The sequence below is a fragment of the Candidatus Nanosynsacchari sp. TM7_ANC_38.39_G1_1 genome (assembly GCF_004138385.1).
Genome location: NZ_PQNZ01000001.1, coordinates 26,270 through 40,214 on the forward strand (window position 1 = coordinate 26,270; position 13,945 = coordinate 40,214).

Sequence of the window (13,945 nt, forward strand, 5' to 3'; positions counted from 1 at the left end):
ATGGCTCTATTGCCAAGCGCGCTTGAGCGTGTTATTGAGGAGTTGGGTCATTTGCCAGGCGTTGGGCCGCGGACGGCTGAGCGCTATGCTTATTTCTTGCTAAAAAACGATTCTCGCACTACCGAAGCGCTAGCGAATGCCTTGCGGCAGTTGCATGCTCAGGTCAGAAGTTGCCCGAAAACTTTCGCGCTAATTGATGCTGACCAGGAAATCTCGCCACTATATAACGATCCGAAACGCGATCGCCAGCTAGTTGCCGTTGTTGAAGAGCCGCTAGATATAGTGGCGTTAGAACGCACCGGGCAATTTCATGGCACTTATCACGTATTGGGCGGAACGATTTCGCCGATTGACGGCGTCGGCCCAGAGCAGCTTCATATACCTGAGCTACTGCAGCGATTGCGCGACGATAACGTCGAGGAGGTTATTATCGCTACCAACGCTAGCGTCGAGGGCGAATCAACGGCGCTATTCATCCAGCGCCAAATCAAGGAATCGCACCTGGTTACCAAGGTCTCGCGTTTAGCTCGCGGCATTCCTGTGGGCGTCGATCTAGAGTATGCCGATCAAATTACCCTCGGGCACGCGCTGGAAGGGCGGCGGTTTTTGTAAAAAAAGAAAATAGCCCGCCGAAAACGTGCTCAAGCCGGAAACTGGATTTCAATCCAGCAGACGCTAAAATGTGCGTCTCGAACCGAATTGAACAGTTTCCAGCGAGCTATTTTCAGCGGGCCCCTCTATCGCTTCTCACCGTCCTGCTTGCGCCAGTAGCGCGTCAGCAGGTTGTGCGTAAGAAGTCCATAGGGGACCGACAGGGTAGCCACCAGAGCGAAGCACAGTGCGTCTGATTTGACGACGCTGCGCAGTACCGCCCCGATCACGATGCCGATCGCTATCGGCATCGTGTTTATCAGGTAGCTACCAACGACGGGCCTTCCCCGGTCTCCCACTTTTTTTCACCTCCTCTCGAAGCGTGCTCAAAGCAAAGGACGACTCTTCGCCCTTTTGAGAACTTTGAGCGAAAAGTTAATATAAATATATCAATATTAGGACAAAAAGTCAAATTTTCCGTAAAATTACAACCATGTTTTGTAATAGCCAATGTTCAGATGGACAGCTTGGTGTTAAATCGATTGGATAAGCTGCCGATAGATGTCGTAAGTCTGGTTAATCCGCGTTATTGACACTGACTCGTCGACTGTATGCGCTTGGTCGAAATCGCCAGGACCGTAGATGACCGTCTCTGCGCCAATGGCCTGGAAGAAGGCTTGATCGGTGCCGCCGTAGCTGACTGCTGTCTCAGCTTCTGGTAGCAGGCGCTGCATGGTTTTCAAGATTTTGGCGTTCGTATCGCATAAAGCAGACGGCACAGGCGTAGCGGGATGCCGCCATGTGCAATCGTAGCGAGCAGCTATCTCGTCAACCCACTTCTCAAAGTCTGCGTCCAGGGGCGGCGTGGTACGGATATCGACCATCACAGAGCTGACACCAGCTGTTTTGTTGTTAGAGTATGACCCTGCAGGTTCAACGCGCGTTGGCGTGAAGCTAGGAGCACCCAAAATATCGTGGCTATAGGCGGCATGAAGCTGCTCGCGAATCTCTGGCAAGTTATTCAGGAACGACACGACGGCTGGCAGCGAACTATCGTAATAAGCGCTCTCTTGCGAGGCGTGGCTTGATGTGCACTCAAAGATAAATTCAACAAACTTGTTGCCGCGATGTCCGATTTCAATTCGATTATCCGTCGGTTCGGCGATGGCGCAGCTAACTTCTTCGTACTGTGTGTTTTTTGAAAAATACTTAGCAAAATCAGCTGACCCAGCACCATCAACCTCTTCGCTAGCAACGGTGACGCACCACACATCAAGGTCGTCACGACGTTCGTTTGCGTATTCGGCGGCGGCTATCATTTGTAGAGCGACGCCAGCTTTCATGTCAGTGGCGCCCAGACCATACAGCTGACCGTTCGTAACGTATGGTTGCCACGGACTCTGCCGCCAAGCTGACTCATCGCCAGGAGAAACCGTATCAACATGCCCGCACAAAATGAGCGCACGCTTTGCTGTCTGTCCTTTGGCACGGATTAACCCGGCGGTAAAGCGCTCATCAGTAATAACTTCGTCAAAATTAGCTGATCGCATCCACGATGCAACGAAATCTAAAGCTTCTGCCTCGTTGCCCGATACTGACGGTATGGCAATGAGCTGCTTAGCTAATTCAACTAGATCTAGTTGGTTTTGGTCGGCGTGTTCCATACCACTACAGTATCACAACAGCTGTAGTTTTTGCCACTTGTTTTGCCATAGAGAGGGCAATCTTTGCATAATTCCAATGCCTCTGGGGGCACTTCGTCTGTTGATTCTATTTCATGTCCATTGAGCCGTTTAGCGATGGGCAGGCTATCTGAATTACAAAAAGCATATGGTGTTATTCCTTCATCTTGTATTGCTTGAACAATTCTCCCAAATAATATAGTTCCGACACCGTGGCCGCGCAGACTATCGTCGACTTTGAGCGATCCAACTTCAGACATTAGACGGGCGCCATGCTTGATTGGTTCCATCGCTCCAACGTACCCGACTACATTGTTTGTGATAAAGTTAGCATCTATAACATCTTTGGTTTCAGGCAGCCGCAAGGCTACGATATCAGTATATTTACCGGCAATATCTGCATCAGATACAGGCAGCATCTGTTTATCGCCTGGGCTGCGGCGGTTGACGAAATTAGCAATCGCTTTTATAGCAGTGGACGCCTCATCGTCGCCTAAGTGCGAAGTTAGCTCACCTAGCGGTATAATTAACAGTTCAATTTCCGCTTCTTCTGACTTTGGGGCGGTGGTGATTACTTCAGCCATATCTTTATATTATAGCATAAATACTATAAAAATACAAGGGCAGCTAATGTGCTAGTGGCGGCAATGAGATATAATAAATGCTATGAATAATAAGCAAACTCCTGAACTTAATAAAGTTAAACTATTGGTCCGTGAATTACTAGGCAGCGACACCTCAGGTCACGCCGATGATCATGTCGAGCGAGTGGCGCTGCTGGCAGAGCGTTTTGCTAGCGAATGCAGCGAGCCAGTGGATTTGCAAGAAGTGCTGCTGACGGCTTGGCTGCATGACGTCGACGACTATAAACTAGTCGGTAAGGCGCAGGCAGAGAAATTAACGAACGCAGTAAATATTATGACAGAAGCAAAGGTGGCTGAAGATTTGCGCCGAGCGGTATTGGAAAATGTTGCGGCGATTGGTTATAGCAAACGGCTGAACGGCAAGCAACCACAGCGGCTGGCTGGGCAGCTGGTGTCTGACGCTGACATGTGCGACGCTATTGGCGCGGTCGGTATTGAACGGGCGCTGGTCTATGCTTGCCATCATGGCGGGCGGATTTTTGATCCCGCGGTTTGGCCGAATGTTAATCTGGCGGCGCACGAATATAATGCTGACGGCAATACGCATGATACCGACGGCTTTATCAATCATTTCTTTGAAAAGCTGCTGAAACTGAAGGGCTTGATGCTGACCGAGCCAGGACGAATAGAGGCAAAAAACCGTCAGCAGATTATGGTTGATTTCTTACGTCATTATTTCCGCGAGAAGAATGCGCCGGAGTGGAGCGAATTTTTGGAAGAATACTTACGCCGTTGATAGGCCGCTGAAGTGCTTTCTTGTTTATTTCAATTCTCTGCCTGGAAAGCTGGTGCTCAAAATTTTTAAGCCAGTGTCGACAACCAATTGGCAGGCTTGCTGTTGCGAGAGGGGCGCTAGGTGCTTGTTTTCGCCGCTTGGATGGAGCGAATGGCCAGCTTTTGGTATGATGATAGCTCGTTGTCTAGCCTCGTGCAATCCGTGCAGTTGCCAGCTTCGCCTCCAGCTGCTAACAATTAACGGAGTACTAGTATTCCAGTCTCTTTCTGCTGCAATTACTGCCGCGCGGCCAATTTCGACTGATTGACGTAGTTTCTCTTCTAGATCGCGAGTTTCTTGGATATTGTGAAAGTACTCCCGAGGAATAGGAAGCCATTCGTGGCGTAGAACGCTGAAATCACCTATCTTGCCGTCTGGAAATGTCGGACATTGCATCTCTGTGTCATTATGGCGTCGTCGTTTTCTAGAATTTGGCAGTTGAATTACTTCGCCGGGGTTTGGTAATGGGGGTGAAAAAGTTACAAGTGCTGTGTTTATGTTTTCTTCTGTCATGGACAATAATGCTTGATGGGCGGCGATCGTACCCATACATTGGGCTATTAGTAATACAGAGCCTTCTTTGCCTCTGTCAGATACGTTATCCATTATTTCTTTTGTTCTGAAGGAGAGCGAACGCGAGAACTAGTCGTGTCATCGGTGACACCGTGAACATCGTGAGGATTAATATCATAGTTTGATAGAGTATGATTAATGTAATTAAAGGCAACTGAGCCTCTTACCAAGTCCGCCTACGCAAAAAGCTGTTATGGGTTGTTTTAGACCATCCATCGTTTCGCTTGCTATCATATCATACATTGCATATTTGTCAAATTCATAAGCTGGCTTGTCATTGTGTTAATATTGGAATATGAAGCAGGCGATAATTGTTCACGGTAAGCCGTCCAAACAATCGTATTTCAATCCAAATCTACCGAGCGCCAGTAACTCGATTTGGCTTCCATGGCTGCAACAGCAGCTGCTAATTTGCGGTATTGACACTCAGACGCCCGAGATGCCTGAATCATGGCGACCAGATTACTCACTGTGGCGACAGACTTTTGAAAAGTATGATGTAAATTCAGAAACTATATTGGTTGGCCATAGTTGTGGCGGGGGTTTTCTAATTCAATGGATGAGTGAGAATCCGCAAATTTGTGCAGGCGACGTTTATCTTGTTGCGCCAGCTTTTGGCGATAAGTTTAACCCTGAAGCTCCATATGATGAGCCGCTTCGTGGCGGTTTTTTTGATTTTGAGATTGACGAGGCGCTACTTGATCGCGTACGTAGTCTAACTATATTTTACTCTGACAATGACTCGGTGCGAGTTGATACTGCAATAAAAATTCTAAAAAAATCTTTCCCGTCTGCCTGTTATCGATTATTTCCGAGGTATGGGCATTTTTGTGGTAAGCGCGACATGGCCGACGATACTTTTCCTGAGTTGTTTGAGATAATATTGCGTAATAGAAAATAATTATTGAAGAGGGCTTTGACTGACATTATTAGCAGCTTGATTACTTGATATAAGATATAATAGTACTTGTGAATAAGCAGTTGCAGCAAAAGCTCAAAACTCTACCGCGCAGCCCTGGTGTTTATTTTCATAAGTCGGCGAGCGGCGATATCATCTATATCGGCAAAGCAGCGGTGTTAAAAAACCGCGTGCGCCAGTATTTTCAGAGCGGCAAAGATTTTGATGCCAAAACTCGGGCGCTAGTCGCCGAAATTTATGATACCGATTGGATCGAAACCGAGAGCGAGATTGACGCGCTATTTCTAGAAAGCGAGATGATCAAGCGTTATATGCCGCGCTACAATATTTTACTGCGCGATGATAAATCGCAAACTTTTGTGCGAATTGATATGAAAAGCGAATGGCCGACGGTGACTTTTACGCGTAGCCCTGCTGATGACGGTGCGACCTACATTGGTCCTTTTTATAGCGGTCTGCCAGTCAAGAAGGCGCTGCGTTATTTGCGCAAAATTTTTCCTTATTATATCAAGCCGCCTAAACGCGAACACGCTAATTTAGAAGAGCAAATCGGTTTGGCGCCTAGCCTTGATATGACCAGCCACGAGTACAAGAAATCTTTGCGTAAGCTGATCAAATATATCGAGGGCGGGCGCGTCAAAATCGCGCAAGAAATTGAACGCGACATGAAACGAGCGGCGCGCAACCAAGAATTCGAGACAGCGGCGCAACTTCGCAATAAATTGACATATTTGCGCGAGCTGCAGCGGCGAATTATGTTCGGCGATCGCGAGTTCATTAATATTTCGAAAGATCGGGCACTATCGCAGTTAGCTGAGCTATTGAGTTTGCCAGCGCCGCCAGCGAGGATTGAGGGCTATGATATCTCACATATGAGCGGCACCAACGTTGTAGCCAGCATGGTAGTCTTCACCAATGGCGCGAGCGACCGGACACATTATCGTAAGTTCAAGATGCACGTGCAGCGTAACGACGACACTGCTAATATGCGCGAGACTATCAGGCGGCGCTTTAGCGAGAAAAATCGTAAAGATTGGGGGATGCCGGATTTGCTGTTGATTGATGGTGGTAAGGGGCAGCTTGGTGCGGTACTCGACGAATTAGACAGGCTAGGCGTTACGGTGCCAGTAATTGGCATAGCGAAGCGCGAAGAAGAAATCGTTGTCGCCAAGAATCGTTCGCATATTAATGATGATGATGCGCTGCTTGGCCAGTTGATGAAAGAGCCGCGCCTCGGTATTAGCGTGCTGGATTCTGGTGATTTTTACTTAATTAATTTGCATGCTGGGCAGCAAAATGCTGGTTCGCACTCGCGAAATCTGCGCGGCAGCGATACTATGAGTGAATATGATGATGTCGTAAAGCTATTTCAACGTATTCGTGACGAGGCGCACCGTTTTGCCGTCAGTTATCATACAACGCTCAAGCGCAAAGGCGCCACAAAAAGCGAGCTTGACGACATTCCTGGTGTAGGTCCGGCAACGCGGCACAAATTACTGCGGCGCTTTGGCAGTATGCGGGCAGTTAGGCGAGCTAGCCAAACGGAAATTTGCGATGCTATCGGGCAAGCGCTAGGAACTCGCGTCTATGAGGCTTTTTGCTACCAGGGTGGCGATATGCCACAACTATGAAAAATACGGCTGATGCGGTATACTGTAGCAGTATGAGTAAACAATTTATAGCTTTTATTCTCCGGTGGATACTGAACTCGCTGGGAATTTGGGTAGCGGTGCGGATTTTTGGCACGGGTTATAGCAATGCTCAAATCGATTCTAGTTTGGTGGCGTTTTTCGGCGCCGGGCTGATTTTTTCAATTATCAATGCGACACTTAAGCCGATTGTGATGATTTTGTCGTTACCGATGATTTTGGTGACGCTTGGTTTTTTCACGATAGTTGTTAACGGTTTTTTGGTTTGGCTATCATTGATGCTGGCGCCAGGCTTGCAAATGACGTTCTTGAATTCGATTTTTGCAGGCTTGATATTAAGTTTGGTAAACTATGTAGTAAGTAGTGTTCTGGAGCTTAGTTATCACGACGAACGAGAGGAGAAATCATAAAATGGACGTAACGCTAACTTTGCAAATTGTTATGGTAGTATCGGCGGTGCTGATGATAATTTCGGTTCTGCTGCAGCAGCGCGGGGCTAGCCTGGGCGCTGGATTTGGCGGTTCTGGCGAATTGTATACGACGCGGCGCGGTCTCGATAAAAACCTGTTTGAAGTGACGATTTTCTTGGCTGTAGCGTTTGTGATGTCGATTGTGGCACTGTTGGTTCTGCCGAACTTATAGATAAATCAAGGGTGGATATAAATGAGTAAAGCAAGTAAAGGCAAACTGAGGCTGGGCTACAAGCGGCTAGCGCTGAGAGTCAAGCATGCCGAAGGCGCCACGCAGCGCCATGCTAGCCGCTTTATTCTGCGGCGTATTGAAAATGTCCGCTTAGTGATGACCGAGATTATGATTTGGCTGGCTGCTATAGCCTTGTTGATAGCTGGCTTGGGTATTCAGTATTCCTGGAATTCGCAAGGTAGCAAGAAGGATGGCGCTAAATCTGGCGGCGTGTATGTCGAGGGAGTGATTGGCAATATTAGCACGCTTAATCCTTTGCTAGCGGCTAGCGAGCCTGAACAGGCGGTATCACGGCTGTTATTTTCGTCTCTGTATAATTACGATGTTACCGGAGCGTTGCATACTGACTTGGCCGAATCAATGACGGTAAAAGATGACAAAGTCTATACAATCAAGCTGCGCAATGCCGTCTGGCACGATGGTAAAAAGTTGACTGCCGAGGACGTTGTATATACAATTAATCTGATCAAAAACCCGCAAGTGCGTTCGCCTTTGCGAGTTAATTGGCTAGACATTTCGGCGCGGGCGATTGACGATTCAACGGTAGAGTTTATGCTACCAGCGGTGTATGCCGGGTTTTCGCATGCCTTGACTTTTCCAGTAATACCGAAGCATATTTTGCAAAGTGTTAGTCCGTCGTCAATGCGCGAAGCTGATTTTAGCAGCAACCCAGTCGGCAGCGGACCATTTGCGGTTAAACGAGTTCAAACTAGCGAGTCAACTAGCTCTACCGACGTGGTGCGGATGGAACCGAATACTAAATATTACGGAGCAGTTTCGACTTTGTCGCGCCTGGAGCTGCGAGCTTACGGCAATGAGTCGCTGTTAGTTAAAGCTGTAAATAGCGGCGAGGTTTCGGCAGCCTCGGGCTTGTCTTTGTCGGCTGCTGATAACATTAAATCTAAACAGTACTCGACTAAACATTGGCTTCTCAACAAAGGCGTCTATCTTTTGATGAATAATCGCAGTCAAACACTTCAAGATGCTAGAGTTCGCCGGGCTTTACGCTACGCTACTGATACTTCATCAATTCGCGCAACTGTCGGCGACAATGTGGCGCGGCTGGACACGCCGATTTTGCAAAGTCAGATTGCGCAAAAACTGCCGGCAGCGCCAGATTATAGTTTAGATAAGGCCAAAGCGTTGCTCAAAGAAGCAGGCTGGACTTATAACCAAGGCCAATGGAAAGGCAAGGACGGCCGGCCGCTAGCGGTTGCTGTGACAACTTCGTCTGGACGCGATGAATACAAGAAAATAGTCGATGCGCTTAAGCAGCAGTGGTCAAAGCTTGGCGTTGATGTCCAGCTGCGCGAAATCGATACCAGCTCGACAACTACTAGCTTCGTGCAAAGCGTGTTGCAGCCGCGCGACTACGATGCTTTGTTGTATGAATTGGAGCTTGGCGCTGATCCAGACGTTTTTGCCTACTGGCATTCGTCGCAGGCTAGCGCTTCTGGTTACAATTTTGCTAATTATTCTAATCGAACAGTTGACAACGATCTGGTTGGCGGGCGTTCGCGCACTAATTCAGCTCTGCGGGCAGCTAAGTATATTCAGTTTGTTAATCAATGGCTGAACGATGCGCCAGCAATTGGTTTGTATCAATCTGTAGGCAGCTACGTTTTGAACAATGGCGCGTCGATTGTTGAGCCGCGCGGTTCTCTAAATACCATGAACGATCGCTACGCTGACGTAACGACGTGGTCTACGGGTAGGGCTTCTGTTTACAAAACGCCGTGAGGTTAGTATAATTATAATCACGCCAATTAAAGCACTATGCACTGGTGGCGGAATTGGTAGACGCGCTAGCTTGAGGGGCTAGTGGCCATTGTGGCCGTGGAAGTTCAAGTCTTCTTCAGTGCACCAAATATACATCATGAAATCGTTGCTCTGCCAGCGATTTTTTCATAGTTAATGTTCAAAGAGTAACTGTAGTTTGGTATAATAAAGCAGACGGCGCGTTGGCGGAGCGGTTACGCAGAGGTCTGCAAAACCTTTTAGACGAGTTCGACTCTCGTACGTGCCTCCATAAAATTACAAGCGCGAGTGGCGGAATTGGTAGACGCGAGAGACTTAAAATCTCTTGACCAAAAGTCGTGCGGGTTCGATTCCCGCCTTGCGCACCATAGCTTATTTATGAAACAGCAAAAGAAACATAATACTCCGAAGCATTACGGTAGCGCATTTCTTGATTGGCTTACCGAGAAGTGGTATTTGGCGTGCTATCGCAATGTGCGTTTCCTGCAGCGGCGGCCGCATCGCAGCTTTCGGCGGACGCGGCGGCGAGATTATCGCCGCAGTTTGCGTTTGCCTGGATATATTGCTTTTACTCACTATGTCAATCGCGTGTTGTGGAGGAATAAAGGCTTGTTCTTATCCATGATAATCTTGTATGCGCTGATAATAATTTTTCTAGGAATTATTACTAGCCAGTCAACTTATGATTCAATTGGCAAGCTAGTGTCCGAGTCGCTGGGCAAGATTTTCGACGGCGGCGTGGGACAGTTGCTAAATGCTGGTATGCTGACATTTTCGTCGCTGGCGATTGACACGACGTCGCTGCGGGCTGAACAGGGAGTTATGCTGGCGCTGCTTGTGTTGATGACTTGGCTAACGGCGGTGTGGTTGCTGCGCGAAATTCTACTTGGGCTTAAGCCAAAATTACGCGACGGCTTGTACAACGCAACTGCACCGTTGATATCGACGTCGGTAGTGTTGCTGATATTACTAATTCAACTATCGCCAGTTGGTATTATGGCGCTGGCGTATTCGGCGTTGGTATCGGTGCATATATTAACAGAAGGTTTCGGTATGATGTTATTCGGTCTGCTGGCGGCAAGTGTATTAACACTTGTACTCTATTGGGTGACCAGTACGATTATTGCGCTAGTCGTGGTGGCTTTGCCTGGTATGTATCCGCTGCGGGCAATCCAGGCTGCTAGCGACTTGGTGGTTGGCCGGCGACTAAGGATTATGCTCAGGATAGTTTGGGCGTTTGTCTATAGCTCGGTGATATGGTGCGTTGTGATGGTGTCGTTGGTATTGCTAGAACGCGGATTATCGTCAAAGCTGAAGTGGCTCGAATCGGTACCAATCGTGCCGTTTGCTGGCGCGTTTATGATGGCGCTGTTGTTTGTCTGGCTGGCAGCGTATATTTATCTGCTTTATAGAAAGGTGGTAGCAGATGACGCGAAGCCGGCTTGAAGAAATTAAAAAACTGCTCAATCAATACAGCTACGAATATTACGCGCTTGACCAGCCAAGCGTCAGCGATGCGGTGTACGACAGCTTGATGATAGAACTAAAGAGCATTGAAGCAGCGCATCCAGAGTGGATTACGCCAGACAGTCCAACGCAGCGGGTTGGCAACAAGCTGCTTGAAGGTTTTAAAAAAGTTCGTCACGAGCGGCGAATGGTTAGTCTGAACGACGTGTTTGATAAGAATGAAATCGAAGCGTGGATTGAGCGTACTGATAAATTGATGCCGGGACATAAGCATGAATTTTTTACCGATATCAAGATGGATGGCCTGGCGTGCGCGTTGATTTATATTGATGGCGTGTTGACGCAGGCGGTGACGCGCGGTGATAGTTTTATCGGCGAGGATGTGACGAACAATGTGCGGACTATAAAAAATGTACCGTTGCGGCTGCATGAGGCGCCAGGCTTTGAACAATTTTTGCGCGGGCGGACAGAAATTCGCGGCGAGATTGTGATGTTGAAGCGCGACTTTGCGGAGCTTAACGAAAAGCAAAAAGCCTTGGGGCAGCCAGAATTTGCGAATCCGCGTAATTTAGCAGCGGGAACGATTCGCCAGCTTGATCCGTCTTTGGTGGCGGCGCGGCCGCTGCATTTTCGTGGCTATGATGTGCTGCGTGATAACGACGCTGAAGTGCCGACCAATAGCTTTGCTTACGAGGCGCTGACTGCTCTGGGAATTACTCGTAATCAGCAGGCGAGCGTTTTTACTACTTTAGCTGATGTGATGAATTTCGTTAACGAATGGGATGATAAGCGGCACGATTTGCCGTTTAATACTGATGGTTTAGTGATTAAGATTAATGATCGCGCACTGTATGAAAGCCTCGGGCTGGTCGGGAAAAATCCGCGTGGCGCCGTGGCCTACAAGTATGCTGCTGAGCAGGCTACAACCATCGTCCGCGATATCGTCATTTCCATCGGTCGAACGGGTGCAGCTACGCCAGTAGCGGTTTTTGACCCGGTGGTGGTGGCAGGTACGACGGTGCAGCATGCTAGCCTGCATAACGCTGACGAAATTGCCCGGCTGGATGTGCGCCGCGGCGATACGGTGGTGATTTTCAAGGCGGGCGATATCATCCCGCAGGTTGAGAGTGTTTTGAAAGAATTGCGGCCAGCAGATTCCAAGCCAATTGATTACCTGGCAGAATTGGCGCGCCAATATCCGGAGCTAGAATTTGTGCGGCCAGCAGGCGAGGCGGTCTACCGCGTCAAAGGATTGACCGGTCCGCTGATTTTGAAGCGGGCATTGGCACATTTTGCCTCCAAAGGTGCACTGGATATTGATACGCTGGGCGAGAAAAATGTCGAGGTGTTGGTCGAGGCTGAGCTAGTTAACGATTTGGCGGATATTTACCGGTTGACGAAAGATGATTTGCTGCAGCTGGAGCGCTTTGCTGAGATTTCCGCGCAAAAGCTCATTGATGCCATTGCTGCTAAGAAACAACCAGTGTTGGAGCGGTTTTTGTTTGGCCTTGGCATTCGGCATGTTGGTACGCAGACGGCGATTGATCTCGCAAACCACTTTGAGAGCCTTGAGGCTATGTCTCGCGCGACTATTGATGAGCTGCGCGAAGTGGATGGTGTGGGTGAAATTGTTGCTGAATCAATCGTGGCGTGGTTTGCTGATGAAGATAATGTGACGCTGCTCGAAAAATTTGCTGACTTGGGCGTTGCGCCGCAGTTCAATAAAAAATCTGGCCGCTTGGTCGGGCAAAGTTTCGTGATCACCGGTACACTGCAATCTATGGGGCGCGACGCTGCTGCCGATAATATTCGCGAGCTGGGCGGCACATTCCAAACTGCTGTCGCAAAAGATACAACATATTTGGTAGCTGGCGGTAAAGTCGGCGCCAGTAAANTGAAAAAAGCCGAGCAATACGGCACGAAAATTATTAATGAACAAGAACTTCTACAAATTATAAAAGAATAGAAGGGTGGTGATGGTCCGATTTTATTTACAAAAATTAGTTCGCGACAAAGTCGTGAAAAAGTGTCTGGATGACGAGGAAGTTTTACACACGGAGTACCGAAAGCTAGGCAAACAAGAATTTCGCCGCGAGCTGCTTCGTAAGGTTCAATATAGGCTAAAGGTATTAGATTACTATCACAACAAAGCTAATAGGAATGTTAGCCTCACGGCTAGATATTTTGGTGTGTCTCGAACATATGTATACAAATGGATAAAAAGATATAACCGATGGGATTTAGCCGCGCTAGAAAGCAGAAGCCGAAGACCAAAACGCGTACGTACGGTTCAGTACGATACGCATGCGGTAAATACCATCCGGAAGATTAGGCAGGAATATCCCAGCTTCTCTGCAGTGAAAGTATCTGTTATTTTGCTGAGAGATTACGCCATAAAGCTTTCCTCGGCTACGGTGGGCAGAATTATTCGGAGGTTTAACCTTTTCTTTTCCAAGGCAATTACTCTGCGCAAAAACTTATCTAAAGCCGCCGCCAAAGGCTGGCAGACGCGTAAAGCGAAAGAGCGCTTGCGGCATTATCTCAAACCGGATCGTCCCCGGCATATCATTGAATTCGATATGAAACACATCAAGAATGGCGGCGTTAACCAGTATGCTCTTTGCGCTATAGATACTTACACCAAAGAAGCGCTTATTCACATCAGCTCCTCTTGCACGGCGCGGCAAGCCAGCATTGCCATGCAGAAAGTACTTGATCGCTTCGGCACTAACATCACCATAGTCTGCGATAACGGCAGCGAAAACTTTGGCGCAACCTTTGATCTATTGGCAAATAGCAATGTCCGCCAGATATTCGCTAGGCCTAATACGCCAAAGGATAAGCCTCACATTGAAAACTTCATTGGCAAATACCAGAAAGAATGCCTTAACGAATCCGACAATAGGCAATACAGCGTCAAAGAACGCCAGCTGGAAGCAGACAAGTGGCTAAGCGACTGGCATTTCTACAGACCTCATCAGGCGCTTAACTACCTAACCCCAGCTGAATACTGTGATACAATTGGCATAACTGTTCTACAAAGAGACTTATTTGTACGCGATGTGGTGAGTTAGGACAAGCATATAGACACAGGGCTAGGTTTCTGCTACAATAACTGGCGTTGAGGCCTTATCGTCTAGCGGTTAGGACACCAGGTTCTCATCCTGGCAACCCGGGTTCGATTC

The 13,945-nt window shown here is 48.2% G+C and carries 13 protein-coding genes and 3 tRNA genes; 13 read left to right on the forward strand and 3 right to left on the reverse strand.

The features are described 5' to 3' along the window. Positions 1-612, forward strand: a complete 612-nt coding sequence (recR, locus tag G1ANC_RS00120) for a recombination mediator RecR (protein WP_129693018.1) — start codon at positions 1-3, stop codon at positions 610-612. Between the two features lie 512 nt (positions 613-1,124). Here recR and G1ANC_RS00125 read toward each other — a convergent pair. Both G1ANC_RS00125 and G1ANC_RS00130 read right to left on the reverse strand, forming a co-directional pair. Further along, on the reverse strand, positions 1,125-2,255 hold the full coding sequence (locus G1ANC_RS00125; RefSeq protein WP_129693019.1) for a M20 family metallopeptidase: 1,131 nt from the start codon (positions 2,253-2,255) through the stop codon (positions 1,125-1,127). Then, positions 2,228-2,857, reverse strand: a complete 630-nt coding sequence (locus G1ANC_RS00130; RefSeq protein WP_129693020.1) for a hypothetical protein — start codon at positions 2,855-2,857, stop codon at positions 2,228-2,230. Before G1ANC_RS00130 ends, G1ANC_RS00125 begins: the two co-directional genes overlap by 28 nt. 82 nt (positions 2,858-2,939) lie before the next feature. On the opposite strand from G1ANC_RS00130, the gene G1ANC_RS00135 reads away from it, so the two are divergent. Then, on the forward strand, positions 2,940-3,653 hold the full coding sequence (locus G1ANC_RS00135) for an HD domain-containing protein (RefSeq protein ID WP_129693021.1): 714 nt from the start codon (positions 2,940-2,942) through the stop codon (positions 3,651-3,653). Between the two features lie 24 nt (positions 3,654-3,677). Here G1ANC_RS00135 and G1ANC_RS00140 read toward each other — a convergent pair whose 3' ends face one another. Next, on the reverse strand, positions 3,678-4,205 hold the full coding sequence (locus G1ANC_RS00140; RefSeq protein ID WP_129693022.1) for a hypothetical protein: 528 nt from the start codon (positions 4,203-4,205) through the stop codon (positions 3,678-3,680). 355 nt (positions 4,206-4,560) lie between these two features. On the opposite strand from G1ANC_RS00140, the gene G1ANC_RS00145 reads away from it, so the two are divergent. The 11 genes from G1ANC_RS00145 to G1ANC_RS00195 all read left to right on the forward strand — a co-directional run bounded on the left by G1ANC_RS00145 (position 4,561) and on the right by G1ANC_RS00195 (position 13,834). Next, the gene (locus G1ANC_RS00145) at positions 4,561-5,166 is read left to right on the forward strand and encodes a hypothetical protein (protein ID WP_129693023.1); all 606 of its coding nucleotides are present in this window, start codon (positions 4,561-4,563) and stop codon (positions 5,164-5,166) included. A gap of 68 nt (positions 5,167-5,234) precedes the next feature. Further along, positions 5,235-6,815, forward strand: a complete 1,581-nt coding sequence (locus G1ANC_RS00150; RefSeq protein ID WP_129693024.1) for an excinuclease ABC subunit UvrC — start codon at positions 5,235-5,237, stop codon at positions 6,813-6,815. A gap of 32 nt (positions 6,816-6,847) precedes the next feature. Further along, positions 6,848-7,243, forward strand: a complete 396-nt coding sequence (locus tag G1ANC_RS00155; RefSeq protein WP_129693025.1) for a phage holin family protein — start codon at positions 6,848-6,850, stop codon at positions 7,241-7,243. A gap of 1 nt (position 7,244) precedes the next feature. After that, on the forward strand, positions 7,245-7,475 hold the full coding sequence (gene secG, locus G1ANC_RS00160; RefSeq protein WP_129693026.1) for a preprotein translocase subunit SecG: 231 nt from the start codon (positions 7,245-7,247) through the stop codon (positions 7,473-7,475). A gap of 21 nt (positions 7,476-7,496) precedes the next feature. Continuing rightward, the gene (locus G1ANC_RS00165; protein ID WP_129693027.1) at positions 7,497-9,275 is read left to right on the forward strand and encodes a peptide ABC transporter substrate-binding protein; all 1,779 of its coding nucleotides are present in this window, start codon (positions 7,497-7,499) and stop codon (positions 9,273-9,275) included. 38 nt (positions 9,276-9,313) lie between these two features. Then, a tRNA-Leu gene (locus G1ANC_RS00170) sits at positions 9,314-9,401 on the forward strand. Between the two features lie 89 nt (positions 9,402-9,490). Beyond that, a tRNA-Cys gene (locus G1ANC_RS00175) sits at positions 9,491-9,564 on the forward strand. A gap of 11 nt (positions 9,565-9,575) precedes the next feature. Beyond that, positions 9,576-9,661, forward strand: a tRNA-Leu gene (locus tag G1ANC_RS00180). A gap of 10 nt (positions 9,662-9,671) precedes the next feature. Continuing rightward, positions 9,672-10,739 carry a hypothetical protein gene (locus tag G1ANC_RS00185; protein WP_129693028.1) on the forward strand — a complete coding sequence of 356 codons (1,068 nt, stop codon included), beginning with the start codon at positions 9,672-9,674 and terminating at the stop codon, positions 10,737-10,739. Next, entirely contained in the window at positions 10,720-12,726 is a 2,007-nt protein-coding gene (ligA, locus tag G1ANC_RS00190) for an NAD-dependent DNA ligase LigA (RefSeq protein WP_129693029.1), read from the forward strand. The genes G1ANC_RS00185 and ligA overlap by 20 nt, the downstream gene beginning before the upstream one ends. 10 nt (positions 12,727-12,736) lie before the next feature. Further along, positions 12,737-13,834: a helix-turn-helix domain-containing protein gene (locus G1ANC_RS00195; protein WP_129693030.1), complete on the forward strand. Its 1,098-nt coding sequence runs from the start codon at positions 12,737-12,739 to the stop codon at positions 13,832-13,834. The last annotated feature ends 111 nt before the right edge of the window (positions 13,835-13,945 follow it).

Coding starts and splice junctions, on each gene's coding strand:
- recR (WP_129693018.1), top strand. CDS start 1: ATGGCTCTATTGCCAAGCGCGCTTGAGCGTGTTATTGAGGAGTTGGGT.
- G1ANC_RS00125 (WP_129693019.1), bottom strand. CDS start 2,255: ATGGAACACGCCGACCAAAACCAACTAGATCTAGTTGAATTAGCTAAG.
- G1ANC_RS00130 (WP_129693020.1), bottom strand. CDS start 2,857: ATGGCTGAAGTAATCACCACCGCCCCAAAGTCAGAAGAAGCGGAAATT.
- G1ANC_RS00135 (WP_129693021.1), top strand. CDS start 2,940: ATGAATAATAAGCAAACTCCTGAACTTAATAAAGTTAAACTATTGGTC.
- G1ANC_RS00140 (WP_129693022.1), bottom strand. CDS start 4,205: ATGACAGAAGAAAACATAAACACAGCACTTGTAACTTTTTCACCCCCA.
- G1ANC_RS00145 (WP_129693023.1), top strand. CDS start 4,561: ATGAAGCAGGCGATAATTGTTCACGGTAAGCCGTCCAAACAATCGTAT.
- G1ANC_RS00155 (WP_129693025.1), top strand. CDS start 6,848: ATGAGTAAACAATTTATAGCTTTTATTCTCCGGTGGATACTGAACTCG.
- secG (WP_129693026.1), top strand. CDS start 7,245: ATGGACGTAACGCTAACTTTGCAAATTGTTATGGTAGTATCGGCGGTG.
- G1ANC_RS00165 (WP_129693027.1), top strand. CDS start 7,497: ATGAGTAAAGCAAGTAAAGGCAAACTGAGGCTGGGCTACAAGCGGCTA.
- G1ANC_RS00185 (WP_129693028.1), top strand. CDS start 9,672: ATGAAACAGCAAAAGAAACATAATACTCCGAAGCATTACGGTAGCGCA.
- G1ANC_RS00195 (WP_129693030.1), top strand. CDS start 12,737: ATGGTCCGATTTTATTTACAAAAATTAGTTCGCGACAAAGTCGTGAAA.